The 26,466-nt window shown below is 39.1% G+C and carries 25 protein-coding genes and 1 pseudogene; 5 read left to right on the forward strand and 21 right to left on the reverse strand.

Going from position 1 to position 26,466, the window contains the following annotated elements; translation table 11 throughout:
* Positions 1-15 precede the first annotated feature (15 nt).
* The 8 genes from OC530_RS08150 to OC530_RS08185 all read right to left on the reverse strand — a co-directional run bounded on the left by OC530_RS08150 (position 16) and on the right by OC530_RS08185 (position 10,744).
* Complete coding sequence (locus tag OC530_RS08150; protein ID WP_000813667.1) at positions 16-147, reverse strand: teichoic acid D-Ala incorporation-associated protein DltX; 132 nt, start codon at positions 145-147, stop codon at positions 16-18.
* A gap of 309 nt (positions 148-456) precedes the next feature.
* Positions 457-1,635 (reverse strand): ryptide export MFS transporter, encoded by a 1,179-nt coding sequence (locus OC530_RS08155; RefSeq protein ID WP_262081066.1) that lies wholly within the window; start codon positions 1,633-1,635, stop codon positions 457-459.
* A gap of 211 nt (positions 1,636-1,846) precedes the next feature.
* Positions 1,847-3,424 (reverse strand): ABC transporter ATP-binding protein, encoded by a 1,578-nt coding sequence (locus OC530_RS08160; RefSeq protein WP_173218778.1) that lies wholly within the window; start codon positions 3,422-3,424, stop codon positions 1,847-1,849.
* A 357-nt stretch (positions 3,425-3,781) separates the two neighbouring features.
* Positions 3,782-4,645: a helix-turn-helix domain-containing protein gene (locus OC530_RS08165; RefSeq protein ID WP_061438586.1), complete on the reverse strand. Its 864-nt coding sequence runs from the start codon at positions 4,643-4,645 to the stop codon at positions 3,782-3,784.
* Between the two features lie 362 nt (positions 4,646-5,007).
* Positions 5,008-5,712: an MIP/aquaporin family protein gene (locus tag OC530_RS08170; RefSeq protein WP_164226147.1), complete on the reverse strand. Its 705-nt coding sequence runs from the start codon at positions 5,710-5,712 to the stop codon at positions 5,008-5,010.
* Positions 5,713-5,781: 69 nt separating this feature from the next.
* Positions 5,782-7,608, reverse strand: a complete 1,827-nt coding sequence (gene glpO / locus OC530_RS08175; protein ID WP_164226146.1) for a type 1 glycerol-3-phosphate oxidase — start codon at positions 7,606-7,608, stop codon at positions 5,782-5,784.
* Positions 7,609-7,649: 41 nt separating this feature from the next.
* Positions 7,650-9,158 carry a glycerol kinase GlpK gene (glpK, locus tag OC530_RS08180; RefSeq protein ID WP_049511829.1) on the reverse strand — a complete coding sequence of 503 codons (1,509 nt, stop codon included), beginning with the start codon at positions 9,156-9,158 and terminating at the stop codon, positions 7,650-7,652.
* Between the two features lie 158 nt (positions 9,159-9,316).
* Positions 9,317-10,744, reverse strand: a complete 1,428-nt coding sequence (locus OC530_RS08185) for a helix-turn-helix domain-containing protein (RefSeq protein ID WP_262081067.1) — start codon at positions 10,742-10,744, stop codon at positions 9,317-9,319.
* Positions 10,745-10,908: 164 nt separating this feature from the next.
* Here OC530_RS08185 and hslO point away from each other — a divergent pair, with 164 nt between their 5' ends.
* The 3 genes from hslO to OC530_RS08200 are packed head-to-tail and all read left to right on the forward strand — an operon-like array spanning position 10,909 to position 13,301.
* Positions 10,909-11,781 (forward strand): Hsp33 family molecular chaperone HslO, encoded by an 873-nt coding sequence (hslO, locus tag OC530_RS08190; RefSeq protein WP_262081068.1) that lies wholly within the window; start codon positions 10,909-10,911, stop codon positions 11,779-11,781.
* Positions 11,768-12,748, forward strand: a complete 981-nt coding sequence (gene dusB / locus OC530_RS08195; protein ID WP_173234318.1) for a tRNA dihydrouridine synthase DusB — start codon at positions 11,768-11,770, stop codon at positions 12,746-12,748. Before hslO ends, dusB begins: the two co-directional genes overlap by 14 nt.
* Before the next feature lies 1 nt (position 12,749).
* Positions 12,750-13,301 (forward strand): cysteine hydrolase family protein, encoded by a 552-nt coding sequence (locus tag OC530_RS08200; protein ID WP_172925430.1) that lies wholly within the window; start codon positions 12,750-12,752, stop codon positions 13,299-13,301.
* 165 nt (positions 13,302-13,466) lie between these two features.
* Here OC530_RS08200 and OC530_RS08205 read toward each other — a convergent pair whose 3' ends face one another.
* From OC530_RS08205 to OC530_RS08225, 5 genes are all read right to left on the reverse strand, one after another.
* Positions 13,467-14,240, reverse strand: a complete 774-nt coding sequence (locus OC530_RS08205) for an NUDIX hydrolase (RefSeq protein WP_173249771.1) — start codon at positions 14,238-14,240, stop codon at positions 13,467-13,469.
* Between the two features lies 1 nt (position 14,241).
* Positions 14,242-15,021: a nicotinamide riboside transporter PnuC gene (pnuC, locus tag OC530_RS08210; RefSeq protein ID WP_173234323.1), complete on the reverse strand. Its 780-nt coding sequence runs from the start codon at positions 15,019-15,021 to the stop codon at positions 14,242-14,244.
* Positions 15,022-15,030: 9 nt separating this feature from the next.
* Positions 15,031-16,089, reverse strand: a complete 1,059-nt coding sequence (locus tag OC530_RS08215; RefSeq protein ID WP_172925428.1) for an AAA family ATPase — start codon at positions 16,087-16,089, stop codon at positions 15,031-15,033.
* A 276-nt stretch (positions 16,090-16,365) separates the two neighbouring features.
* The gene (locus OC530_RS08220; protein WP_001291561.1) at positions 16,366-17,583 is read right to left on the reverse strand and encodes a tyrosine-type recombinase/integrase; all 1,218 of its coding nucleotides are present in this window, start codon (positions 17,581-17,583) and stop codon (positions 16,366-16,368) included.
* A gap of 81 nt (positions 17,584-17,664) precedes the next feature.
* Positions 17,665-17,868, reverse strand: coding sequence for an excisionase (locus OC530_RS08225; RefSeq protein ID WP_000814511.1), 204 nt, complete (start codon positions 17,866-17,868; stop codon positions 17,665-17,667).
* Between OC530_RS08225 and OC530_RS08230 the strand changes: the two genes are divergently transcribed.
* Positions 17,852-18,103 carry a hypothetical protein gene (locus OC530_RS08230; RefSeq protein ID WP_001845478.1) on the forward strand — a complete coding sequence of 84 codons (252 nt, stop codon included), beginning with the start codon at positions 17,852-17,854 and terminating at the stop codon, positions 18,101-18,103. The genes OC530_RS08225 and OC530_RS08230 overlap by 17 nt on opposite strands.
* 225 nt (positions 18,104-18,328) lie before the next feature.
* Here OC530_RS08230 and OC530_RS08235 read toward each other — a convergent pair whose 3' ends face one another.
* Together OC530_RS08235 and OC530_RS08240 are read right to left on the reverse strand one after the other, a co-directional pair.
* Complete coding sequence (locus tag OC530_RS08235; RefSeq protein WP_000857133.1) at positions 18,329-18,559, reverse strand: helix-turn-helix domain-containing protein; 231 nt, start codon at positions 18,557-18,559, stop codon at positions 18,329-18,331.
* Positions 18,556-18,978 carry a sigma-70 family RNA polymerase sigma factor gene (locus OC530_RS08240; RefSeq protein ID WP_000804885.1) on the reverse strand — a complete coding sequence of 141 codons (423 nt, stop codon included), beginning with the start codon at positions 18,976-18,978 and terminating at the stop codon, positions 18,556-18,558. Before OC530_RS08240 ends, OC530_RS08235 begins: the two co-directional genes overlap by 4 nt.
* 504 nt (positions 18,979-19,482) lie before the next feature.
* On the opposite strand from OC530_RS08240, the gene OC530_RS08245 reads away from it, so the two are divergent.
* Positions 19,483-19,836 (forward strand): helix-turn-helix transcriptional regulator, encoded by a 354-nt coding sequence (locus OC530_RS08245; protein ID WP_001227347.1) that lies wholly within the window; start codon positions 19,483-19,485, stop codon positions 19,834-19,836.
* A gap of 59 nt (positions 19,837-19,895) precedes the next feature.
* On the opposite strand, the gene OC530_RS08250 is transcribed toward OC530_RS08245, so the two are convergent.
* The 6 genes and pseudogenes from OC530_RS08250 to OC530_RS08275 all read right to left on the reverse strand — a co-directional run bounded on the left by OC530_RS08250 (position 19,896) and on the right by OC530_RS08275 (position 26,465).
* The gene (locus OC530_RS08250; RefSeq protein ID WP_000336323.1) at positions 19,896-20,063 is read right to left on the reverse strand and encodes a cysteine-rich KTR domain-containing protein; all 168 of its coding nucleotides are present in this window, start codon (positions 20,061-20,063) and stop codon (positions 19,896-19,898) included.
* A 118-nt stretch (positions 20,064-20,181) separates the two neighbouring features.
* The gene (tet(M), locus tag OC530_RS08255; RefSeq protein ID WP_000691743.1) at positions 20,182-22,101 is read right to left on the reverse strand and encodes a tetracycline resistance ribosomal protection protein Tet(M); all 1,920 of its coding nucleotides are present in this window, start codon (positions 22,099-22,101) and stop codon (positions 20,182-20,184) included.
* Positions 22,102-22,116: 15 nt separating this feature from the next.
* A pseudogene (locus OC530_RS10265) lies at positions 22,117-22,164 on the reverse strand (hypothetical protein); the annotation flags it as partial.
* 313 nt (positions 22,165-22,477) lie between these two features.
* Positions 22,478-23,413, reverse strand: coding sequence for a conjugal transfer protein (locus OC530_RS08265; RefSeq protein ID WP_001224320.1), 936 nt, complete (start codon positions 23,411-23,413; stop codon positions 22,478-22,480).
* Positions 23,410-24,291: a lysozyme family protein gene (locus OC530_RS08270; RefSeq protein ID WP_006150747.1), complete on the reverse strand. Its 882-nt coding sequence runs from the start codon at positions 24,289-24,291 to the stop codon at positions 23,410-23,412. Before OC530_RS08270 ends, OC530_RS08265 begins: the two co-directional genes overlap by 4 nt.
* Positions 24,288-26,465 carry a CD3337/EF1877 family mobilome membrane protein gene (locus tag OC530_RS08275; RefSeq protein WP_050199214.1) on the reverse strand — a complete coding sequence of 726 codons (2,178 nt, stop codon included), beginning with the start codon at positions 26,463-26,465 and terminating at the stop codon, positions 24,288-24,290. Before OC530_RS08275 ends, OC530_RS08270 begins: the two co-directional genes overlap by 4 nt.
* Between the last annotated feature and the right edge of the window lies 1 nt (position 26,466).

Consider the following 26,466-nt stretch of genomic DNA (forward strand, 5'->3'; position numbering starts at 1 on the left):
GGATTCTCCTTCAAGTTAAAATTCATTATAGATAAAGCTTCCTTGACCCTGACCAAGATAGCTAAAGAAGTAAAGCAGCCCCAGAAAGATAAGAAAATACAAGGCTGTCCGACCAAGAAAGAGGTACAATTCTTTTCTCTGTTTCATCAAGAAAAACCATTCATTTCTGTAATTTTTGCTAAATAAGATAGACTCTTACTATAGTATTTTTCTACTATTGTACCACTTTCTAGGGTAATTTTTCAATTGTTTGCCGTACATTTTCACTAGATTTCAGTTTATTTTAAGAATTATGCGGTTTTTCTATGTATATTTCAAATAGAGTGATCCTGGGCAAAAACTCAAGTTCAGTAGAAAATGAAGGGAATCTTTCCATAATAAAACGCACAATATCAAATTTTTTCAACACCTGATACTATGCGCTTTTCTGATTCTAAAGACTTTTTAACACGTCTCTCATTTAAAATAATCTCGTCTGATATAAATTAAAATAGCTTCTATCATCAGACAAATGGCTGATAGCCAAAAACTTATGCTAATACCAAAACTCTCAGTAATATAGCTCATTAGCAAAACAAACACTGAAAATGCTAGTGTCGAAATCACTTCAAGAACGGAATAGACATTAACCAAGTTATTTTCCTCTACTGTTTCCTGAAGAAATACACTTTCAGGAACTTCTTTTAGTTGCGATAACATACCAACTAAAGCTGAAAATAATAAAAACATCTGTGCGTTTGGAAAATATAGAATAGTCAGTGTCACTATTGCCATAGCTACAAGCGGAAAAAGAATACTTTCCCATTTAGCAGCGAGGAACTTTTCAGATAGCCTAAAAGCAATTAAGCCACTAATTATAATCCCAATAGAGTATGCTGTATTAGAATATCCCCAGTAACTTTCCGTTTCATTTAATAACTCAGTTACAAAGACAAGTATGATAGACGAAACCCAAATCGTATTTGAGAAAATTTCCAATAAATTTGCTGATACAAAAAGTCTTAATCTAGGATCTCTAGCAACTAACTTCCAACCTTTGAGTAAAATTTCAAGATTAGTTTCTGACTCTAACACCTCCACTTCAGCCTTAGGAAGAAATAACATCAGAAAGCTAGAAATGATATACAAGATTAAAATGATAAACGTGGTAGGTAAGAGACCAATTGTTGCAAACAAGAGTCCACCTAATCCCCAACCCACTAACTGAACAGCTTCACCAGTCATTGATAAGGCTGAGTTAGCCTTGCCCAAATCGGTCGCATAGCGTGGCACAATAGCATAGGAAACGGGTGCTGCAAAACCATCTAATATGGAAATCGCAACAACAAATAGATAGATTACCAAAGGCGCTACTGATTGCATTACGGTAAACATTCCTACCAGTATCGTTAATAATATAGTCTTTCCAAATTGGGATAAAGATAAAACCCTATTTAGCGCTAACCTTTTAGTAACTAAAGGAACTAAAAGACTTGCAACAAAAGAGGATATCCCTATTAAAATGGGAACTAGTGATGTGGCAATTACTGATTTTGAAATAATGTATATGTTAGCAATGATGGTTACTCTAAAGAAAATATCTGCTAAATTTGCAAACAATTGAGAGACTAACAACTTGATAAATGAATTAGACATATAGCGCTCCTATAACATAAAAATATTTAACTGATAAATGGTATAGTAGACTTTGTTTGATAACTATTTGACACAAGATTAGGTGGTCAGAAATTGAATTTTTAACATTCCAACTTAGCCATCGTTTTTAGGTTTCACATCTTTAAATCAGCTAAAACAATCCATAATATAGCATATATATTATAGCTGGCAAGATGCCAAACAAGTCTATTTATTTTATTCTATATTTTCCCAAATCAATTACTTGATTATAAACCGTTTCTGAATCAATATGATGAGCAACTTCAATCAAAATGATAGGCAACTGCAAAAGTAACTGGCGCACTTGATATGCATTGTCCTTGTCTAAGGATGATGTAACCTCATCCGCCAACACAATGTCTTTTTGTCGAAGCAGACAGCGAACTAATTCAAGTCGTAAACGTTGTCCACCTGAAATGTTTTCTCCATTGTTTATCAGTTGATAATCCAAGATATTGGTGATTTCATTCGTTAAGCCAACTTGTTCTAGGCAACAGAGTAATTCTTTATCTGAAATCTCCTGTCCTAATGTTAAATTTTCTCGGATTGTCCCATGTCTGAAAAATGGATTCTGAGAGATATAAGCGACATTCCCTTGATAATGAGTAAATTCTCGACCTGATTTATCACGGACGATAATTCTACCACTATTCGGACTTATCTTTCCTGCTACCAACTGTAGGAGAGTTGACTTTCCGGTACCACTAGCTCCCTTTATTAAAACTTTACTCGGCTTAGTTAATCTAAGTGACAAATCATAAAAGAGCACTTGCTCTCCAACCTGTTTTGAAACGCCCTCCAAAACTAGCTCAGCTAAAGATTCGACTGTCAGATATGATGTTTCTAAACAAGATTCTTCCAATAATGAAAATATTTTTTCTTTCACTGTTTGCGATCGCTGTATATCAGATATGCTATACATAATTCTTTGAATAGGTCCGCTAAGATTCATTGTAGCTATATACATAGAGACCAAACTAGCTGTTGTTAACTCTATACCACTCTTTTGTAATAAAAGACCAAGTGCAAGAGGTAGTACCTGACTAAGGAATTCTAAAGGACCATTGAAAAAATAAACGACATTGCTAGTCCATTCATTTTTCCAACGAGCATTCTCGTAACACTCGTTGTTTTTTCTCATCTTAGCAAAGTTTTCTTTACTAGCGCCATAAAAATATATCGTATCTGCTCCCTTAAAAAAATCTCCTACAGATAGATGAAAAGCTTTTTGCATTTCCGAAAAATTTGCACCACTTTTCATTAAACGATTATTCATTACCCATTGAGGTAATGGTCGAAGAAAAGAGAACACGATAAAAACAAGACCAAGCCAAAAATTTTGCACCAAAATAAAAACAATCGTTGTACAAAGTATAAAAACTCTTCCAACTATCATATCCAGGGGTAAAAAGAAGCGATTATAGAGCAGTTCCATATCTTGTGTAACAATTGAAACTTTTTCATCATCTACAACATTTTCTTTCAAAAATAGTTTCTTGATAAGCTGATCTTTTAAACGAATTTGCAGATGACGCTGCAGATTATTACTGACAAAATTTGCTAGCAACATCGTGCTATAAAAAAACAGGTGTAAACACAGGCCATATAAAACAAAGTATGAAATTGTACCAATTGTAAGTTGCTCTTCACGAATATTCAATAGCTTATCCAATAACAATGGCTTTATTAGAGCCATTCCGCTATTCAAAAGCACTCCTATTAAAAAATAGATAAAAATATTAGTTTTAATGTATTTTAGAAATTTCATAAATAAGCCTATCTAAAAGAAAGCGAATAGATATAAAAGCCTCAGTCTAAAAGTTATAAACAAATTAACTCCAACTGAGACTATACAATAATTTAATTAACCTATATATGATGCTGTTTATTAAGAGTGATTATTTTTACTATTGAAAAATAATTCTCCTGTTTCACTTTTCTTTCTTAAAATATATGGAGATAGAACTTGCATATTAAATACCTCAAAATTCATAATTATGGTGACAACTTCGAAAAATCCTATCGCTCAAATACAATGAACTGATAAAACAACCGTAATTGAAATTTCTAAAGACAATTCTACCAAAATATTATTTCGAGATACTTCCTTTCCCATATCTGCACACTACCCTTTATCTGCTAAAATTTTTTCTAAATGTCCCTCATAATTCTTTGCCAAATGGTTACTTCCCGCTAATTTCATTGCTCCAATACACTTCCTCATTTCAATAATTGCTTTACAATCCGTCTCTTTTTTATAGCGATATAGATATTGGGCATACTGGAATACCAACCGTTCATAAATTTCAGTTTCAGTGAAAAAGCATTGGTTTAGTCGTTTTTCAAAATACAAAGCATCAAGAAATTTTCCTCTTTCAATACATGTGATATATCCGTTCAATAGCATAGATGAAATCAATCGTCTATTATTAGGAATTTCTTTATAAAAATCAGAACGTCTGGACATCTCTCTAGCCAAAACCATAAAGACATCGTGTTTTAGGACATCTAAAGTATTTGAAAAAATCAATAATTCATAGTATCCCCAGTATTCAACACTAAAGAGATAGTCAGTTAGATAAGATAAATCATCACCAGAATAATAAGCTTCTCCAGATAAATCTTGTAAACGAATTTTTAATAAAATAATGTTAAGCTTATGAAATTTCTCTTGTTTAGAATCTGACTCCATCTGAGAATAAAGTAGTTTTTTCAACCCATCAACATCATGATTTGATACAAAATGCCTAATCTTTGATAAGAGTTCATTCAGTTCATCACGATGAAAATCATGAACAGCATACATAAATTCATCAATAGGCATGTTAATTTCATCCAAAATAGCCATAAATTTTGAAATGGTTAAATCAGTCTCTCCCTTTTCAAAACGTGAGAGCTGTGATGTTGATATACCAGCTTTTTCGACATCTTTTAAGCGAAACCCTCTAGATTCTCGAAACTTTTTAAAAATTTCTCCAAATTTTTTCATAATATCTCTCCAACAAGCATATATGGGAACAGTTTTTGATTTTTAATATTTTAGCATAAAATAGAAGAAAATAAAAGTGAGGTATTTCACATGAAAAAGCAAAAACTATTGTCTTTATTCTTCCTACTTTTTGAAGGAATTATTATTATCGTTGTTGGCTAGTACTAAGAAATTAGTTACTAAAATACTTACATCTTCAATCGAAAAAAGAGACTGGAGAAAAAGTCTTAAAAATCAGAAAAACGCATCATATCAGGTGTTGAAAACTTGATATGATGCGTTTTATTATGAGAAGATTTACTTCATTTTTTCCTGAAATTGAGTTTTCGCCCAAGCTCTAGCAATAATAGTTATTTTCTAAACTAGAAAAGGGAAAATACAAGAACAGCCAATGCTGCACCGATAACAGGTCCCACAACAGGAATCCAAGCGTAAGACCAGTCTCCGTCTCCCTTGTTTGAAATTGGCAAGATGCTATGCATGATACGAGGTCCAAGGTCACGTGCAGGGTTCAAGGCATAACCTGTTGTCCCACCTAGTGATAGACCGATACCAACAATCAAAGTCCCCACTGCGAAGGTTCCGATTCCTGCTTGAAGGTCATAAAGTCCCAAAGCAAAGATTGTTAATACCAATACAAAAGTTCCTAGGATTTCACTAATCAAGTTTGATACAGTATCTTTGATAGCTGGTCCTGTGCTGAAAGTAGCCAAAATGTTTCCTGCATTTTCTTCTGCCTCATAATGCGGTTTGAATTGCAACCAAACCAAAATCTGACCGAGCATAGCTCCTGCGAACTGAGCTAGGATGTAAGGGAAAACGGAAGCCCAAGGCAAACCACCTTTCAAGGCCACACCGATGGTCACAGCTGGGTTTAAATGAGCTGGACTGAGCTTGCCAGATACAAAGACCGCAACGGCAACTGCAATCCCCCAACCCATAGTAATCACAATCCAACCTGAGCTGTTGCTCTTGGTTTTTGGAAGAACCACACCTGCAACAACACCATTTCCTAGAAGAATCAGGATTAAAGTCCCTAAAAATTCTCCAAATAATTCACTCATCATTTTTCTGTCTCCATTAAAAAGAAGGGGCGGGCGACAAGGAGTCCTACCCTCCACCTCTTTTATTTTTTCTTAATTTTTTAATTCTGCTAAGTCATTTTGAGCGAGAGCCGCTTCGACATCCGCACGGTATCCTGCTTTTTCTTCTTCTGACCAATCATAGAATCGTCCCATTTCATCCAAAACTGGTTCAACGATGCTATCCAAGCTATCACGCATAAAAAGCATATGGTTGGTACGACGAAGAAGGAAATCAACTGGGCTCAGAGTCAACTCATTGCGCATTGCATAGTGAAGGGACAAGGTATCTGCCAAGCTGAGTCCTGGTGCTTGTTCTAAACTATGAGCAAGAGCAAAGACTTTCGGTGCATTTGAACCGTAGAGATTTGCGAGATAGTGAGCTTCCTTGCTATCCAAACCACGTGACACTCCAAGTTGCGCAAAGGCTTCGATTTCTGAGTCCACATTTGCTGGGTTCAATTCTCCACCTGAAACAGGGTAAGTCTTAGAGTTGATCAGTTTAAAGCTACGATCAAATTCTGCTTTGAGGATGTCAACCACGCGCTCCATAGCTCCTTCAGCCATCTTACGGTAGTCTGTGATTTTACCACCAGCAAGGGTCAAGAGACCATTATCATCTCGGTCCAAGCTAGAACCACGAGAAACTGCAGATGGGTCCAAATGTTTCTCAGATGTGCTGCTTTCAAGCTTGCTGACAGCAGATTCAACATCTTCACGCGTTTTTTCTTTAGAGAGATAAGATTCAACAGTCGCAATCAAGTTGTTAAAGCTTTCATCACTGATGGTTCCGTTATTTCCTCCATTGTAGTCAGAAGCGCTATTGCCTGCGATCAATGGGCGAAGACCTGCCCAGCTACTTTCGATATCATCAATGGTAATGTTAGCTTCTGGGAAGCGGTTGTTGACAATACCAAGTAGATAATCTACATCTTCCTGAGTCACTTTTGGATGTTCCAAATCACCTGTGTAATCTGTATCCGTTGTACCAAAGTAAGTCTTGTTTTCACGTGGGAGAACAAAGACCATACGACCATCACCCAAACCTGTGTCAAAGTAAACTGGCTGTGAAACCTTGATCTTGCTTGAATCCACGACTAGGTGAACCCCCTTAGTTGGGCGCATTTGTGAGAATTGTGTTCCCTTATTAGACAAATTACGCACCTTGTCGCTCCAAGGACCTGTTGTGTTAATCACCAGACGCGCCTTGATTTCAAAGACTTGGTCTGTCAAGAGATCACGAGCTACAACACCTGTAATCTTGCCACTTTCGTCAAAGAGGAAACCTTCTGCCTTCACGTGGTTAGCAATGAGGGCACCGTCTTGGTTAGCACGTTTGATATTTTCAATCACGAGACGCGCATCGTTGTTACGGAAGTCAAGATAAACTCCACCTCCTACCAAGCCTTCTTTCTTCAAGTTTGGCTGGCGTTCCAAGACTTGATCCTTGCTCAAAACCTTGTTTGCAGCTGGCGTGTTGTTAACTCCTGCCAAGAGGTCGTACAAGTCCATGGCTACTTTAAGACGGAAGAGGCTGAAGGTTGCTCCATCTTCATCGTAAACTGGTAAGAGCATTGGGTCCGGTTTTGGAATGTGTGGGGCAATTTGTTGAACCACTGCACGTTCAGAAACTGTATCTGAGACCACTTCTACGTCAAATTGCTTAAGGTAACGAAGTCCTCCGTGAACCAATTTAGTTGAACGGCTAGATGTCCCTTCTGCGAAGTCCTGCATTTCAATCAAACCAGTCTCAAGACCACTGGCTGCCGCCTGCAAGGCTACACCAGCCCCTGTGATTCCTCCCCCAATAATCAAGAGGTCCAGGGTGCGTTCCTGCATTTTTTTAATTGATAATTCACGTGTTTTCTTTGAAAATTCCATATTTACACACTTTCTAACTGAGTCGCTTTATTCTGCCAGTATTAGTCGTCTACTTCCGCAAAGACTTGCGTTGCTTTCACAGCCTTCTTCCAGCCCTTGTAGAGTTGTTCCTTGCGCGATTCGTTCATCGATGGCTCAAAAAGTTCTCCTGTCTCGTTCAAGAGTTTCAACTCATCCAAGTCTTTCCAGTAACCTACTGACAAACCTGCTAGGAAGGCCGCACCTAGAGCTGTTGTTTCCAAGTTTTTGGCACGTGCGATATCGATTCCCAAAATGTCAGCTTGGAACTGCATGAGGAAGTTGTTCATAGCTGCACCACCATCCACCTTCAAGACTTGGATAGCTGTCTGAGCATCCACTTGCATGGTGTCGATGATGTCACGCACTTGATAAGCGATAGATTGAAGAGTTGCCTTGATAAAGTCTTCCTTACTTGTTCCACGAGTCAAACCAAAGACAGAGCCGCGAGCATTTTGGTTCCAGTATGGTGCTCCTAGTCCTGTAAAGGCTGGAACTACATAAACTTCATCATCATTGTGAGAATCACGAGCGTATTTTTCAGATTCTGGTGAGTTCTCTACCATGCGAAGACCGTCACGAAGCCACTGAATGGCACTTCCTGCGATGAAGATAGAACCTTCCAAGGCATAGTAAACCTTGCCATTGATACCGTAACCAATGGTTGTCAAGAGGTTGTTCTCAGACAACTGCATCTCTTCACCAGTATTCATGATGATGAAAGAACCTGTTCCATAAGTATTCTTGACCATACCAGGCTCAAAGGCCAACTGTCCAAAGAGGGCTGCCTGTTGGTCACCAGCCATACCTGAGATTGGGACTTCTCCACCGTAGAAATGGAATGGGGCTGTCTTACCGTAGATTTCAGAGTTAGAACGAACTTCCGGAAGCATAGCCTTAGGAATGTTGAGAATTTCCAAAATCTCATCATCCCATTTAAGTTCTTTAATGTTATAAAGCATGGTACGAGCTGCGTTTGAGTAGTCCGTCACGTGAGCCGCACCGTCAGTCAATTTCCAAACCAACCACGTATCGATGGTACCAAAGAGCAATTCCCCTTTTTCTGCTCGCTCTTGAGCGCCTTCTACATGGTCCAAAATCCAACGAACCTTGGTCGCTGAGAAGTAAGCATCGATAATCAAACCAGTTTTTTCATGGAATTTTTCCACATAACCTTGGCTTTTTAGTTGTTCAGCCAAAGGTGCTGTCTGGCGTGACTGCCAAACGATAGCATTGTAGATAGGAAGTCCTGTTTTCTTATCCCAGACGACAGTTGTTTCACGTTGGTTGGTAATCCCGATTGCTTCGATTTGATTTGGCTTGACACCGCTTTCGATGAAAGCACCCGCAATAACTGACTGGACTGAGTTCCAAATTTCATTGGCATTGTGCTCAACCCAACCTGCCTGAGGGAAAATCTGAGTAAACTCTTTTTGGCTAGAGCTGACCTTTTCTCCTTTTTTATTAAAAATGATGGCACGAGAACTTGTAGTTCCCTGGTCAATAGCCATAATGTATTTTTCTTGTGACATGTGCTGTCCTCCTCATAAAGATCTTGAGGTGTTTCCTCTTTACACTTACTAGTATACAAAATAAAGCGCTTTCTTGTTTATCAACTTTTTTTAATTTTTTAAAAAATGTGAGGAGATTGTGTGAATTTCACAAAAAAGGCCTGGGTTAACCAAGCCTTTTAGGTAAATAATAACTGACGAATCCCTGCCAAATCTTCCATATCCAAATCATTTTTTAAATAATAGACTGGTGTTTGTTCCTTCTTATGAATCGGGTTATTGGTAACCAGCAAATCATAATGCCGAGTTCGGTCATAGGCTTCAATGGTAATAAAACGATTGTATTCCAAATACCGTTTTAAAATAGCAGCCATCCTTGAAAAGACAAGAAAACCAGATGTCAAATCAAGACCAATCCGCATATGCTGGCCACCATTTTCAGCCATATATTCGATTAACTGGAGCCATTCCCAGAGAATCTTCTTATCTAAGTCTGTCCCCTGATGAAAAGCAGGTAGAGCATGAAAAATCTCCTCTGCCGTTCCCCTAAAATCATGTTCCATCAGCAAATATGGATGACGATTCTCTAACTGGTACTTGTAGCGATCCTGTAAAATATAGCCCTTGTATAGATAGACTTGAGCACAAAGCTGACTGAGTTCATAGGTGACATGGTCCTCTGTATAACCGCCCAGCAACTCCTCCTTCTTCATTTCTTGAATCAATTGCGTCAGCAAATCTGCCAACTGCCCTCCAAAACCAAGGATATACTCCATAGTATGAAGAGGAAGAATACGATGAGATAGGAGGAAAGAGAAGAAAATCATCATCTCCCCGTCCTCAGTTCCGAGAGGGATGTGTTGCCCAGCAAAAAAGGACGGAGCCTTTCGATGCAAACGAAGGTAGAAAATATTGTCAAAATACCCTCGCATTTTTTCTTCTATGACTTGAAACTGACAGGCATTGACACGGAGACGTTGTTGACTGATATGAGACCAGAGAACCAAGTCCAATTTCTGCCCTGAAGACAAACTTGCACCGCAAATTTCTTCTAGTGTAGCAATCTCCTGTTTTCTCTCTGGTTTCTGCATGTGACCTTCCCACTCCTGACTTGACCAGACCTTGCGGAAAAGACAGAAATAGAAATAGCGTATCTGATGCTCTGGACCTCGCCAACGTCCATTTTGGATGGATAAATCAAATTCTGACAAAATCTGATTTAAACCAGCCAAGTGGCGGCCAAGCGTAGCCTCGCTAATCATCAATTCTTGAGCCAGCTGATGGGCTAAAAACTGTTGGTGGTAGAGAAGATAAACCAAAATCTGGTATTTAACAGCATTCTCCAAAAACAAGCTCCGAATCTCTCTCCCCTTGGTAGCTGCACCGATTGACAGACGCAGATTTTCATCTTCTAAGGAGATGTTCAGCTCTAAGGCACTATCCAAAGCCTTGTCATTAAGTAGGGTGACATATTTGGTTAGAGTTGCTTTTGAAAATCCTGTTTCCTCCATTACAGCCTTGACAGTCGTCTGAGATCCTTGTAATAGAAAGGAAAGGATTGAAAATTGGCCAGATTCAGCCTTTTCCATCAAATCTCCTAAATACATTTGTTACCCCTTTCATTTTCTACCTTAAGCATAGCATAAATCTTAGAAATGCTGAAATAATCTGTTTCTCTTTTTATTTTCATGCTGATTTCCTGGTCCATTATCCTGAAAATCAGCAAACACACGGCTCCCCCTTTGGGCATTTTTATGCTAAAATAGTAGCTATGGATAAAATTATTAAAACAATATCAGAAAGCGGCGCCTTTCGTGCTTTTGTCCTTGATAGCACAGAAACCGTCCGCACTGCTCAAGAAAAACACAAAACCCAAGCTAGCTCAACTGTAGCGCTTGGTCGAACTCTTATCGCTAGCCAGATTCTCGCAGCCAATGAAAAAGGAAATACCAAACTAACAGTGAAGGTACTGGGAACTAGCTCTCTAGGAGCCATTATCACCGTTGCTGATACCAAGGGGAACGTCAAAGGCTACGTTCAAAATCCTGGTGTTGACATCAAAAAGACTGCAACTGGTGAAGTTCTAGTCGGACCTTTTGTTGGAAACGGTCAATTCCTCGTTATCACAGACTACGGTACTGGAAATCCTTACAACTCCATGACTCCCCTTATCTCTGGAGAAATCGGTGAAGACCTTGCTTTCTACCTAACAGAAAGCCAACAAACCCCTTCTGCAGTCGGTCTCAATGTCCTTTTGGACGAGGAAGACAAGGTCAAGGTTGCTGGTGGTTTCCTAGTTCAAGTCTTGCCAGGAGCCAAGGAAGAAGAGATTGCTCGCTTTGAAAAACGCATCCAAGAGATGCCAGCTATCTCAACTCTTCTAGAGAGTGACGACCATATCGAAGCCCTCCTCAAGGCTATCTACGGTGACGAGGCCTACAAGCGTCTTTCTGAAGAAGAAATCCGTTTCCAATGTGACTGTAGCCATGAGCGCTTTATGAACGCTCTTGCCAGCCTTCCAAGCTCAGACTTACAGGAAATGAAAGAGGAAGACCACGGGGCAGAAATCACTTGTCAATTCTGCCAAACGACTTACAACTTTGATGAAAACGACCTGGAGGAACTCATTCGTGACAAATCTTAATACATCTTTTATGATTGGCAATGTTGAGATTCCCAATCGTACCGTTTTAGCGCCTATGGCTGGCGTGACCAACTCAGCCTTTCGTACCATCGCAAAAGAACTCGGAGCTGGACTCGTTGTCATGGAAATGGTCTCTGACAAGGGAATCCAATACAACAATGAAAAAACCTTGCATATGCTTCATATCGATGAGGGCGAAAACCCTGTTTCTATCCAACTTTTTGGTAGCGATGAAGACAGCCTAGCACGCGCAGCAGAATTCATCCAAGAAAACACTAAGACCGATATCGTCGATATCAACATGGGCTGTCCAGTTAATAAAATCGTGAAGAACGAAGCTGGCGCTATGTGGCTCAAGGACCCAGATAAGATTTACTCGATCATCAACAAGGTCCAATCTGTTCTTGATATTCCCCTCACCGTTAAAATGCGTACCGGCTGGGCTGACCCATCTCTGGCAGTAGAAAACGCCCTGGCTGCTGAAGCAGCAGGTGTTTCTGCCCTCGCCATGCATGGCCGTACCCGTGAACAAATGTATACAGGTCACGCAGACCTTGAGACCCTTCACAAGGTTGCCCAAGCTCTGACCAAGATTCCCTTCATCGCCAACGGTGACATCCGTACTGTCCAAGAAGCCAAACAACGTATCGAAGAAGTCGGTGCTGATGCAGTCATGATTGGCCGCGCTGCCATGGGAAATCCTTACCTCTTCAACCAAATCAACCATTACTTTGAAACAGGAGAAATCCTACCTGATTTGACCTTTGAAGACAAGATGAAAATCGCCTACGAACACTTGAAACGATTGATTAACCTCAAAGGAGAAAACGTAGCAGTTCGTGAATTCCGTGGACTCGCTCCTCACTACCTCCGTGGAACATCTGGTGCAGCTAAACTTCGTGGAGCTATTTCACAAGCTAGCACCCTAGCAGAGATTGAAGCCCTCTTGCAATTGGATAAAGCATAAAATGGTTCATACTGCTCTACTGATTATCGATATGCAAAAAGCATTTGATAACCCTATCTGGGGAGAACGGAACAACCCTCAAGCTGAACAACAAGCATTGAGGATACTGGCATACTTTCGTAAACACGCTCTTCCAGTCTTACATGTTCAACACATATCTGACAATCCCCAGTCACAATTTCATAACAAACAAAATCAGGTGTTTAAAAGTGGATTTGAACCAGTTGCTTCAGAACCTGTCTTTCAAAAAACGGTTAACAGCGCCTTTATTGGAACAAATCTTGAAGCCTATTTACGAAAAAATCAGATTTGTCATTTAGTCGTTGTTGGTTTGACCCTGCCTCATTGTGTATCTACTACGACACGAATGGCAGCAAATCTTGGTTTTGAAGTCACTTTACTAGCAGATGCTACTGCCAGTTTTACCCTATCTAACAAAAACGGTCAAGTCATCTCTCCTGAGACTATCCATGAGATTAATCTCCTTTCTCTACAAGATGAGTTTGCTCAAATTCTTACTACAGAAGAATTTTTAACCCAAGTACAAGTATAAAATAAGAGTCTGGGACAAAAGTCTAGCCTTAAATATAAAAAGCGAACAAAACGAGTTATCTGACACTCAGAATTCTGTCTTGTTCGCTTTTTTGTCTAATCTATCGATTTTTAAAATTTATAATAAAGAATTCCTAAAATCAAAATCTTTTTGTCCCAGACTCTTTTATTTCAATCGATAGGTTTTTCTTGGTTTCTTTTTAGGTACTCGTTTGAGTCCGACTTCTTCTACATATTCTCCATATTTTACGAGAAAGTTATTGCTGACGATTGGACGACCGGGGTTGATAAGATTGACCAGTTCAGTCCCTTCGTATACAGTGAACTCCTCCTCTAGCAGATAAAGGAAGGTCGGATTCCAGTCAAGTCGACCTTGGATTCGTTTGATGGATTCTTGGATAATGGCATAATGGTCAAAAGCGAAGGCTTGCTCCTCCAACTCTACTCCCTCTAAGAAGCACTTGCCCGTCTGAAAATCGACATCTACGAAAACGACATCCTTGGCATCGTCTCCTGCTTGAACAAGTTCTAATGCACGACTAGGCAAATAAACCAAGTGGGCAATGGTCACTGTCCAGCCCCGTGGGTCACGGCCGGGAGTCGATACGGTCATCAATTGCTCGATTTTTTCCAAAGGAAGATCGAGATTGACTTCTTCTCTCACCTCACGCTGACAGGCATGCGCAGCGTCTTCGCCCTTGTCCATAAATCCTCCAACCAGAGCCAAACAATTTTGATAAGGGTGAGCCTTGCGTCGAATTAATAAGAGCTTGATCTTTCCTTCGACAAAGCAGTAGGCTACCATATCCACCGTCACACTTGGTTTTTCGTATTGAGGGAGTTCCTGCTTGTAGTACCAATCTAAAAACTCTTCCTGACTGGCATGGATTTCAAAATATTCTCTCTCTGTCATCCCAGCTGGAATCATCGTGTCCGCCATTTTATGCCTCCTTACGAACTGCCTTGGTCCATTGGTACCAACCTACTAGACTATTGAGAGTGTAAACCCAGTACATCCCTTGGATATGGATCTTTTCACCCCACCAGAGATAGATACTAAAGAGATTGGTTGCAATCCAGAAAATCCATTGCTCACGGTAAAGACGTGTCATCAAGAGCTGACCAACACCATTGGTCGCATCGGTAACACTATCACAGAAAGGGCGAGCACTATGGATACTTTGGTAAGCTAAGCCCATACCAATCCAAATGATAGCAGTCAAGGCTAAGTACTTGAGCCAGTCAAGCACAGATAATTTCTTGGCTTCAAAGTGAGATTCTTCTGCTTTTCCTTGGTCATTAATACGGTTGGACAGCCAAGCATAGAGGCCAATCGGCTGCATGACAAAGAAGTAAACTGTCGTCAAAACTTCGCCATAAAAAGTCGCATTCATGGCCAAAACCAAATAGATAGCAGAGTTAATGGCCCCAAAGAGATAATTGCTTGCACGCCCTTCTGCTACCAAGATAACACAGACAATCCCAGTCCAAGATGCAAACAAGCTCATCCAGTCATGACTTTCTGTATTTTGCGTGAATTCCAAGATCAAGGGAACACTTGACAGGACGATGAGATACAACCACTGGAAAAGACTACGGCCGACAAAGAGATCTTTCCAGAGCAAGTGCATGATTCCTGCAAAACCAATCTTGCGGGCTTCCGCATGGACATTTTTAAAGTTTTCGATAAATTGTGTGATTTTTTCAGTTAGTTTTTTCATAATTTTCTCCTAATCTGCTTGATAAATGGCATCAATAGCCTCTTTTGCAGTTTCATAATTTCCTAGATAATCCTCTGCTAGATAAACTAGTGGAATATTTGCTAAGTAGCGCTCCCTCATCTGATCCAAATGCTGGGAAAAACTATGACGAATATGGTCTTCTGCCATAGTCATATCTCTAAATCCGTCATTGACATAGGAGCCGACAGGCTGCACAAAGAGAATCAAGTCCCATTTCTCCTTAGCCAATATCGAGACAAAGAGATTATCAAAAGTCTCTCCCGATAAGTCCCCTTGATCCTCAGTCTCCATGTAATAATCATAGTAGCCCTTGGTTACTAAGGAGTTGGTGTCTGCTACCACCAGTCCCCTATTGGCATTACTGTCAATTAACTTAGAGGTCTGGTCATACTGCCCCAACAGGATATAATAGTAATCTTTTGGAGTCAATTCATCGTCGCGGACATTGTTTTTGATCTGGTATTCACGCGCGTATTCCAGACTAACGGGTGCATCGTAATACCTAGCCAAATCCTTGGCCAAAGTTGTCTTCCCATTGCTAGCACTTCCCATAATCAACACTTTCTTTGTAAACTGACGTCGGAAGGGTTGAGCAATATATTTCCAATATTTGCTTGGATTTTCTCGAATCATAGTCGCTGAGATACCAAACTTTCTTTCTTGCAAGACAGTCTCAAAGCCACGATTAGACAATTCTTGCTGGTAGTCTGCTTCTCCCACAAAGAAAATTAGTTCTTGCTGGTTTTTATCATAGGAAATCTCCGCTAACATTTGGTCCAACCACTCCTGCCAACCCATAGGGTAACGAGGAAGATTGATTTCATCTAACTTGCAGACAGAGGTCAACTCGTCATCACGAAAGGCCTCTCGGATATAGCGAAATCTTTTTTGAAGCGTTAAGCCTACCTGTTCCCCTCTGTCTCCCTCATAGCCTGAAACGACAACCCAAACCTGGTCACACTGCCGCTTTGCACACTGGATCAGATCGATATGCCCTTGATGAAGCGGAGCAAAGGTTCCAAATACCACTGCTGTTTTCTTTTTCATAAATGCATTGCCTTTTTATAATTTTCGATATTTTCATTGTCTATGTTTTTATTATAAACTATATTTTTATTTCGTCAATAGATTTTTATTATTTTTATACTTAAACAAAGTATAAATTTCTAATTATCTTTTTATATTTTCTTAAATGCTCGTAAAGCCTTATTCTATGTGCTTTCGAGTATTTTTACTGTAGGAAGATACTTCACGTTTCTTTGCATATTTCCTCATGTCTTAGCTGTCAGAAGTGGTAAATAAGTAGTAAATTCATTTGTACTACTAAGCAACAAGACGCTCCTGTTGCTTCTCTTTATTCAAGCGTTTCATTTCTGCCATTGCAGAATCGAATGTTGCATGTGCGTAATAGTTCAGCGTCATGGCTATATTAGCATGTCCCATAATGTACTGTAATGCCTTTGGATTCATTCCTGCATTTGCATAGTTGGTACAGAATGTATGTCGCAAACTATGTGGAGTGATGTGTGGCAATTTATCCTCGTTATACTTATTGTATTTCTTAACAAGACCTTTCATCATGCCGTTGTAATCACTTGCCACTTTTGGATAGTTCTTTCTATTAAGAAAGAGGAAATCACTATATCCATCAATCTCAACACGCTTATCATTCTTTCGATTCGCTAACACTCGCTTAAATGCTTGATAGGCTTCTTCAACCATAGGAACTTGACGTTCGCCACTTTTGGTCTTTGGTGTTTCAATGTAGTACCCAATTTCAGTATCTCTCAATAGCTGATGGTCTATATTGACAAGACGATTCTCAAAATCTAAATCTGGAAGTGTCAAACCACCAAACTCTGAAATACGAAGACCTGTTTTTAAGAGTATCAGAATTTCATCATAATTTTTGCTGTAGGTTTTATCAGCTTTTGCAAAGGCTAACAGTTTTTCTTCCTGTTCTTCTGTTAGTACGGTCTTAGGGACAGTATCATCATCAAGAACTGCTTTCAGTTGAAAGTCAAATGGATTCTTCCGAACACAATCATCTTGTATAGCAATATAGAATGAAGCCTTTAAAGAACGTTTGTAGTTATTGATGGTTTGATAAGCATAACCATTTTCACTCATTCTAATAGCCCATTCTTTAGCGTCTGATGGCTTAATACTGTCAATACTTCTTACACCTAACTTGTCTTTCTTCAAAATATCCATAAGATATTTGCGTCCAGTTTCAGTGTTTTTTCTAACCTTTGGTCTTTGAGCGTTCTGTTTTGCGTAAAGCTGGCAGAGTGTCATTTTCTTTCCTACAACATCAATACCATCATGAATGTCTTTCTGTAACTCTGCGATTTTCTCTCTAAGTGAGATACAATCACGCTTTCCTGCTGGTACTCGGTCTGTAGCCACAAGTTTCCACGAGTAAACAAATTGCGGTTCTCCAAATGAATCTATATATTTGTATAAGTATCTTCCGTCTTTTCGTTGGCTCTCTCCAGTCTTTAAGATTCGACCTTTATTGTCACGTCTTTTTTCTGACATGGCATTTGCTCCTTTCCTTTATGGAAAGAGCCTTGATACGACTTAATACTATTTTATCATATACAAGACCCTTTGGCGACGCTAGATTGCGTCCAATGTATCTATAATTTTTTCAAATTGTTTTCGTTTAATCTGAATACGATTGCCATTCATAATCAGCCAATTTGCATTTTTATTTTCCTCTGCCAAGCGTCGTAGCTTGTTTTCGCCAATACGAAAATATTTTGACGCTTCTTCAATGGTTAGGGTATAACGTTCCCAAATAGGAATGTCAGTCTGCTTCATAAAATCCTCCTTTCCAAATCACTTATTTGGATTTCATAAAAGTTGTTTTACCAGCAATCGAACAGCTTTAGCAAAGCTCACGGGAGTTCCACCCCTGCATGGTTCTCATGTAGCCATACTCATTGCCTGCGACGGTTTTATCACGCTCGGACTATTGACTGTATGGGAGTATCATTATCACGATAAGAATGTCGTTGCAGGCAATCCTGCTAAAGATTGCTTCTCGGATCACTAACATGAATCGCTCGCTATCTTTATAAGATAGGTCATGGCGGTTAGTTCCGTTGGCTCTTTTCTTATCGAAACGTATTCGATTACTTTTATTCAGTTTTCAAAGAACAATGGCTCGTTAGCCTATCAAAACACATTGAAAGTTCAATATGCTTTGGTGGAATAACAAACCTCCCTGTTCGGGAAGCGTGGAATGGTTTAGCACGCTTCCACGAAAGGAGAGAGGATATTACTTAATTTCAAATGACAAAATCTTTGTAATCAGTCTGGTTTCCATTCTTCCACGTAAGACTTCATCAACGACCATACTTTGATTGCCATATTCATCTTTCATAAGTCGTAGGGAACGCTTCGTTATGTACCCTCTGTAATGATGTAGAATCTGGTTAATCGCTTCGGTATCGCCATCTGTTGCCTTTACAATGAGAGGAAAGGGAATCATAGGATATTGTGTTTTCATTCTTCAAATTCCTCCATAAACTTTTTAATTAAGGCTAGTCCACTGGTTCTATGCCGATAGACAGTAGAACGGTTCAATTTCAACAGGTCTGCAATTTCTGAATCGCTCATGTCCATAAAGTAAAACAGCAGTAGAATTTCACGTTTCTTGTCTGGCAACTCACGTAATGCTTCACTCAACAAATCATTTTCAACGCCTACTGATAACCCATTGAGTGTAAAAATCTGAAAGTCAGTTGAATAGTTATCTGTTGTCGCAAACTGGCTAACAAGATAATCGCCAACATCCGAAAAGGACACCTCACGCTTTGCAATCCTTGAAAGATAAAGCATATAATTCTTTCGCTCGTCTTCCATAGCACGTTTACAGATATAGTCAAACTGATTTTCTATTGTGGTCTGAAAAGAAGATGGTTTCATGTTTCTCACCCCCTTTCTGTCTAGGAAAGGAAGTGAGCCTTGCTCGTTTATCTCCTTTCACTCTTAGTCCCAATGTGAAAGGGGGATTTGTTGCATTACTGATAAATAAACTTTGTAAAAAAGTTCTGAATAGCCAAAAAAGCATATAAACAGATTTATTTCTCTGTTTACATGCTTCTGTTATTCTATCTATATGATTTATAAAACCACATTGGTGGACGTACTTATCTATTGCAGATAGACGACTTTTTTTGACAAGAACCCAATGTAAGGAAATTTATTGTATATGATGTACTTCATGGCGACGTTGACCTCCAACAAACCGCCATTTGGAAGTAATATACAATATTTTAACAGCGTAAATAGCACTACCATATAACGGTTTTTTTTATTGGCGTTTAGTAGTGCTTTTTATTAAATATAAACCTATAAACCATATAACACGTTTTTCTATACCTGTTTTTAATTCAGTAGGAACAATAAAATGTATAGAGGTGGTCTACTATGCGTAAAAAAGAAGATAAATATGATTTTAGAGCCTTTGGTTTAGCCATTAAAGAAGCTCGATTGAAACGAGGTTTAACTCGTGAACAAGTGGGAGCATTGATTGAAATTGACCCACGGTACTTAACTAATATTGAAAATAAAGGGCAACACCCCAGCATACAAGTTCTTTATGACCTTGTATCGTTACTTCATGTTTCCGTTGATGAATTTTTCTTACCTGCTAATAACTTGGTAAAAAGCACCCGACGATTACAGATAGAGAAATACATGGATAGCTTTACAGACAAAGAACTATCCTTAATGGAATCTTTAGCCAGCGGTATCAACGAAGCAAGAAACATCGAAGACTAATTAAAAGAATCCATACATAACGGAAAGAGCCGATAAAATGAGATTGTATTAATCTCATTTTATCGGCTCTGCGTCTTTGCGTCTGGCTCTGTAATCACAGTTACTTTGAACTGCTTTATTTCAATTAAATTTTCTTGTCTGCATTTCGGACAATAGAGGGGGAATTTTTTTAATTCAGTATCTTCCCTTATCTTTAATCGTGTTTTATTTCCACATACAGGACACAATATCCACTTGTAGTTTATAATAACTATCTCCTCCTTTACACTTTAATTCAAATCTTTATTAAAAAATATTTCATCTTATTTAACAAGAAACCATATTTATATAACAACATAAAATACACTAAGTTATTTTATTGAACATATATCGTACTTTATCTATCCGACTATTTGGACGACGGGGCTGGCAAACAGGTTCACCGGTAGTAACATGGTACCCTTTTAACTCTGTTAAACAAACACTACGTCCATTTGTAAAGAAAGTTAAATCACTACGATATTCTTGAATACACCGAGCAGGGATTTCTCCACTAAGAATGACCTCATTATTTTTCAATTGAGTGTCTACGATGTTCGCACAATATTTAGGAGCATCGTTGTATGCTCGTGAAAGATATTCCTGTGGCGCATAAATTTTAAAACTAAGATATGGCTCTAACAATTCTGTTCCAGCTTTTTTTAAGACTTGTTCCAATACAATAGGAGCAAGCATCCGAAAATCTGCTGGGGTACTAACAGGGCTATAGTATAAGCCATACTTAAAACAGATTTTACAGTCCGTCACATTCCAACCATACAATCCTTGTTCACAGCCATAGCGTATCCCCTCCATAACTGCATTTTGAAACGATTGATTTAAGTATCCAAGAGAAACCGAGCTCTCATACTGTACTCCGCTCCCTAATGGAAGCTGTGCTACAGATAGACCAATGGAAGCCCAGAAAGGATTCGGTGGAACTTCGATGTGAATGGTATACTCTGCTTTTTTTAACGGTCTTTCCATATAAATGACTGTAGGCTCTTTTATTTCTATCTCCACATGATACTTTTCTTGCAGCAGAGCACAAGTCACTTCCATTTGTACTTTCCCTAAGAAAGAAAGTATGATTTCATGTGTCGCAGAATCCACATAATATCGCAGAAGCGGGTCACTGTCGGAGATTTCTAAAAGTGCATCAAGTAACATTTCCCTTTGTTGAGGTTTGCTCGGTTCAACAGTCGTTTGCAGCAGAGGGAGGGGATTTTCAATTCTCTCTCTCTGTGGCAATAGCTTTGTATCTCCAAGAACACTATTTAACTTCAAAAACTCATTCTGCAAAATAACAATTTCCCCGGAATAAGCCTTATCAATTTTACATAATTCACCATTTATTGAAGTATACATTTCTGTAATTTTTATTTTTTCCTTTTCCGATATTCTAACCGAATCTCGCAAATGCAGTACGCCACTATAAAGACGTATATATGCAAGACGCTGTCTTTTTTCCGAATACTCAATTTTGAAAACTTTTCCGCAAAGTTCAGACTGACCTCGATGTGTTGATGAATAAAATTTATTCGTAATCACTTCTATAAGGTTATCAATCCCTATATTGTTTTTTGCACTTCCGTGATAAACAGGGAACAGAGAACAATTCTGAAATCTTATGCTTTCCTCTTGTTCGAGTTCCAATGCTTCTAATGATTTACCGGACATATATTTCTCTAAAAGGTCATCGTTTCCCTCTATTACCGTATCCCATTGTTCAGATTCGGTAAAGTTCGTCACACACATATTAGGATACAGTTCTACCTTCTGTTTGATTACAATTTCGGCAGAAAGTTTCTCTTTAATATCCTGATAAACCGTTGATAAATCAATTCCATTTTGGTCAATCTTATTGATAAAAAAGATTGTGGGAATCCCCATTTTCCTAAGTGCATGAAATAATATACGAGTTTGTGCTTGTACGCCATCTTTTGCAGAAATCAGTAGAATTGCCCCATCTAAAACTGATAATGAACGATATACTTCTGCTAAGAAATCCATATGTCCTGGCGTGTCTATGATGTTCACCTTCGTATTTTCCCACTGAAAAGAGGTTATTCCTGTCTGAATTGTAATTCCTCTCTGACGTTCTAAAAGCGTATTATCCGTCCTCGTTGTACCTTTGTCCACGCTTCCTAATTCTGTAATCGCTCCACTGTTATATAATAAGCTTTCTGTTAAGGTAGTTTTTCCTGCATCAACATGAGCTAAAACTCCAATATTAATAATTTTCATGTGATTTTCCTCCATTCAAAAACCCAAAAGGGCATAAAAATCCCAGTGATAAATACTTTTATCACTGGGATTTTTATGCATAACCATAGGCATACAAAGCATACAGATATTCTCCGGATACTTTAGAATCACATGATAAAGGTATTCTTAAACTGGGTACAAAAAACTAAGCCCTCCTAAAAAAGGACATCCAATTATTTGTTCCCACTATCAAATTGACAGTTTATTTAAGAATACCTTGCCGCATATTTATTAACTCCTTTTAAATAGATACTTAAATAATAGCACGTAAGAGCATATTTGTCAAGGAATCTCCAATTTTTTATCAAAGAGAGTACGTGATTACAAAATAGCTGTAATAATGTACCAATATTTGTTATTCTATAATCTTCCAATTACTCCCGTTCTTTTCAAGTACCAAATCAAATTGAGATACCTGCGTTGCTTTGGTCTGCTGGTCGATATACTCCACTGTCAGCGATACCGTGACTTGATTATCCTTACGATTGTGAATAGGATTTACCAGTTCTTGAAAGATGTACTCTTTTCCGATTGGTTTTAATATCCCGTCATTCACATAGTAGGAAAGTTCACTGGCTGTCGCTGTAGGATAGAGCTTGAAGAACGTCGTTAAAAACTCATTGATTTCATTGGTTGTAATGGAATCAACCGTCCCCTCACTTTCAATGGCTTTTGGTTTATAACTTGATTTCTTAGGTATGTTGGTAATGGTCGGATTCTTAACCAGTACCATATTTCCAGAACCATCTACATAGACACTCACTATATAAGCAGAGTGGACGGTCTTTGTATTTTCTCCCTCTGTAATGAGCTGGTCTACACTGTAGGTTACATTAAACTCATTGTCGCCAGTTGGCTCTACCGTCCATATCTGAAATCCTCTTACAGAAGACGATACAGGAATATCTTTGCGTACTGTATCAACATTGAGAGCTTGAAGTTCATCTGTCAGATAGCCTTTTAGACTTTCCATTCGATTATCAATGGACTTATCGGATTGCTCCCATGAATAGTAGACTTTCGCAAAGTTCTCTACAAAATTTTCTACATGATGAGTATCAACGTATTCCTTTTCTATGATAGTTGTTTCGTGAATAGTATGAGTATCTATAGCTGTAAAGTGCTTGAATATCGCAAAGCTGAAACTAAGCCCTAAAAGTACCCACAAGGCAATCACAACCTTTTTATGAGGATTGACCTTATAGTAGACACGAGGTTTCTTTTCCTTTGGTATCTGTTTTTCTTTATTCTGATTTTTTCTAAATTTCATCATTAAATCTTCCTTTCTCATTGTTTGATTCGTCCTGCTCCCACTAAATGCTGTTGCCAGTAGGGGCTTGTTAAGTCGGCATAACCGATTGGGTCGCCTGCATGAAACATACGGTTATTGCCAAGGTATATCCCAACATGAGTAATATAAGAGCCAGCGTTATAGGTAGAATGAAAGAAAACCAAATCGCCAGCTTGTGCTTCCGATAGTGGGATATGCTGGGTCACATCATATTGCTGTTGTGCGGTTCGTGGTAAGTTAATTCCAGCTTTTCCATACGTCCATTGTGTCAGTCCGCTACAATCAAAAGAAGTAGTCGGGGAAGCTCCACCGTAAACGTATCGCCAGCCCCCATTGATAGGTATGGCTATGGGATTGGGGTAAGACACTTTTTCGCCACCTGAATACTCTTTTGAGAAACTTTGAGCCAGTTCAAAGGTATATTTATTTCCACGATTAGCCACATACCCTAAGAAACCACCACCATAATTGTAGGACTGGATAACCGATTCTAAATCTACACTGAGCCTTTCGCTACTGGCTAATAATTCACTGAAATACTTCACACCTTGCTTAATGGATTCTTCTGTACTCAATGAATTAGGTGGAAGACCGAGGGATTCCGAGGACTGCATAACATCTTCCGCAGTACCGCCCGATTCCACCTGTATAATCGCAAGAAGTATGTTGACATATTCTTCAACGCCATATTCTTTGGCATATTTTTCTACCATAGGCTTATGAGCCAGCACTTCTGCGGAAACATTCACACCTCCATAATGAATATTGGAAATTCCGCTGTCCTGTTCATCTGAAAATAAAATGGCAACAAACAGAAGCAGTGAGAAGACCATCAAGAATAATCCAGAACCACCAATCACTAAAGTTTTCAACTTCATGGTTTCTTACCGACTTTCTTAATGGTGGCGGTTTTGATTGGTGGTCTACTTCTTGTATTTTGTAGTGGTACTCTTTGAACAGTAGACGGACGTTCTTTTGTGATTGGACGTTGTGAAGTTCTATCTGCTGTAGTGGTTGAAGTTGCTGGCTTTTGAACGATTTTTTCTTGAACGGTATTGCCTTGGCGTTCCACTTTTGGACTTGAAAAATCGGACTTAACTGCTGGACGCTCTTGTTTGGCTTGTTGAGATTCCTTATATGAAGTCTGAATATTAGACTGTTTTGAGGTCTGTTCATCATGATATTGTTCTTGTCTTGTAGTCGGTCTTTCATGAACAGAAGAAGCAGGCTGTTTTTTCTGTTTGACCTGTTCCATTTCAGAGCGACGCTTCGCAATGGTTTTTCGCCTTTGTTCCTGCTGTTCCTTGCGTCCACTGGCTCTGTCCGCTTTGGTTTGAGAAATACTACTGGTTAAATCACGGACATTCTCTTTTACTTTGGATTTTCCTTGATATACTGCATATCTTGCATTGGTCGGCAAATCTTTAACCTGTTCTTTCAAACCACTAGCAGTGTCTACCATTCTGTCTTTGGTATCAGCTACTGTACCGATGGTTTGACCGATACGTTTTCCAAGTGTTGATTTTTCCTTTCCGTCTGGTCGGGAGTGATCTGCTTGTGTCCTTGCAGAACTCCCCGAACCCGACTGTCCTTTTTTACCTGTAACAATGGCAGACCCAGCCCCTAGAGTAGTCATGGAACGTCCAAGTTTCCGCTGTAGACGGTGCATGTGAGCGTGCATAAGCATACGAGGTTTTCTCATCACACGACTTCCCACACTTTGAGAATCGTTACTCTGTAGAGAAAACATACTCATTAAATCGCCCAGCTTGAAGTAGATTCCTGCAAAGGTCACAATCTGTAGAAAAGCAATCAAAAAGAACGGATAACCAGCCGATAAGGTATAGAGCATGGTTGAAATACTAAATGCTGTCGTAATAATCAATGTGATTCCAGCTCGTGTCAAAATGGTATTAAAGAGCTTTGTTATGGCTCGTTTTGACATACCATCAAATGATGGAATCATGCTTAAAATAAAGCTCACAGGCAGAAACATAGCATAGATGATAAAAAGTACCTGCGAGAAAATCATGATTCCTGTTAATAGGAATACAAATATGGAAATCCCAATATTGAAGACAAATAGGAAGAAGACTGTACCTAAACGGTTAATGGTCTTTGTAATGGTTAGATTGGTATTGCTTCTGTCTTCAATTTCTTCCGCAACAATTTTTTCTCTGTCTTCGCCATTGTTGGAATCTGGGCTGGTGGAGAGCAGGCTTTCCACACGGTCAATACCGATACTTTCAATGTCTGAACTGTTGTATTGAAGCAGTAGCCACGGTTGCTGAACCTGTATGGAAAACAGGCTATCTCTGATTAAGTCCACGCTGTCCTTGCCTTGACTATCGGAATGGGGCATGACAATCTTCGTGCCAAGTGATAAACTGGCATTACTGATGTCTGATGAAAAGTCATTGATTTTTTTAATGTAGTCGGGAGCGTAGGCAATAAAGGAAGCCGATAGGATAAACACCAGCACAAAATTCATAATGGCATGAATTGCCTTTGTGGTTTCTCTCTTTATCAGTCCCGTATAGGCAACATAAACCCCAAGAACCAAAATCAAGAGTAAGAGGAATCCAACATAGAAACCCTCTGTTGAAAATCCGTTTGCACTCACACCAGCTAAGGTCTGCATATTCTTACCAATGGAATCTGCTGTAGCGGAAATGAAGTCTAAGGAATAGGCTTCCTGTACTAAGTAACCTGTCGCATTGGAAACATACAAACTGATTGTCCAAATAAAATTGGTAATGGCATATAGTCCATACATGACCTGTTTTCCAATCCCGTCCGACCAGTTCCACGGAAGCCAGCCCCAGCTATTATCCACATAAAAATCCAGTTGATAGTTTTCAAGTGGGTATCGGCTGTATTCATTTGCCACATTGACCGTATCATCTACCAAGCCCGCAGCTTGAACCACCGTTCCCAGCATGGCTAAAAGAAAAATGGCAATCACAAGTGTGAAAGCCACTGTCATTGCCACTTTACCTAGACGTTTCAGCGTCCAGTTTGATTTTATTCTGTTTACTATTGATGGTTTCACA

The organism is Streptococcus sp. Marseille-Q5619 (assembly GCF_946901205.1).
Lineage (GTDB): Bacteria > Bacillota > Bacilli > Lactobacillales > Streptococcaceae > Streptococcus.